This window comes from Flavobacterium sp. FG139 (assembly GCF_057809695.1).
In genome coordinates, this window is record NZ_JBMDKL010000045.1 from 1 (window position 1) to 992 (window position 992).

A 992-nucleotide genomic window follows, 5' to 3' on the forward strand; every position below is an offset into this window, starting at 1 on the left:
CAATGACTGGCAATGTTCTCAACGCGGTACCAAATGGTTTTTGTTGGCACACAAGAGATGTAGTTATTGGTTTGAATAATCGGAAACAACCCACTCGGTGATGCCGAAGCATCCGATTGTGAGGTGTAATACGTCACAGTATAAGTTGCCGTATTTAGTGATTGCGCCGCTATAATAATTGGCGTTTGTTGGGTTAAATCAAACGCTGTACAGCCGTCTTGTGGGTTACTATCAGCATCACAATTCACAATTGGTGCTAAAGCTGGATTTGGCAAGTTTGGTGCCACACGAACATTTAACTCTATTGGCATTATCGCAAAACAATGTGTGGTTGGATTCTCTGCTCTTACCCATAAGAATTGTACAAACGGATTCACATTACAATAGTTAGCCGCATTGAGAACATTCAAATTGTTAGTCGCATCGGCTTGTGTTAAATGGTAGGTAATAGTATATACCCCTGGTGTTTGAAATGAAATTCCTGGTGTTAGGGTATTTAAATTAAAACACGTGATTCCATCTTGGTCGTTGTCGCATAAAGTATATGGAGCCGTTGGTGGAATCGGCACTGGTTTTGGATTTACCACTAAATCGATAGTCGAAATCACATAACATCCTGTGGCAGTATTGGTAATACGAATACCTACTGTTTGCGCATAAGGTGCTGCATTGTTGTAGTTCGATGGATTGGTTATAGCACCAAGGCCTGATTGAGCTTGAGCTAGTGTCGGATAGAACGTTACCTGCATTCCTGTTTGCCCTTGAAGAATGGTAGTGACTTGAGAACTTAAGTTAAAGGTCTCTACTCCAACAGGTGCTACAGTCTCACACAATTCATATTGTGGGTAAAACGCCAAAGCCGTTGGTAATGGATCCACTACTAAATTAACCGTAATAATATCAAAACATCCTGTGGTATTGTTTTGAATTCTAACCCACAAAGTTTTTGTCCCTGATAAATAAGCCGATGCTCCAGTTATAGCATTTGTTGG

General features: G+C 40.7%; 1 pseudogene. It reads right to left on the reverse strand.

The features are described 5' to 3' along the window. Window positions 1-992: pseudogene (locus ACODSI_RS15030) on the reverse strand (adhesin); the annotation flags it as partial.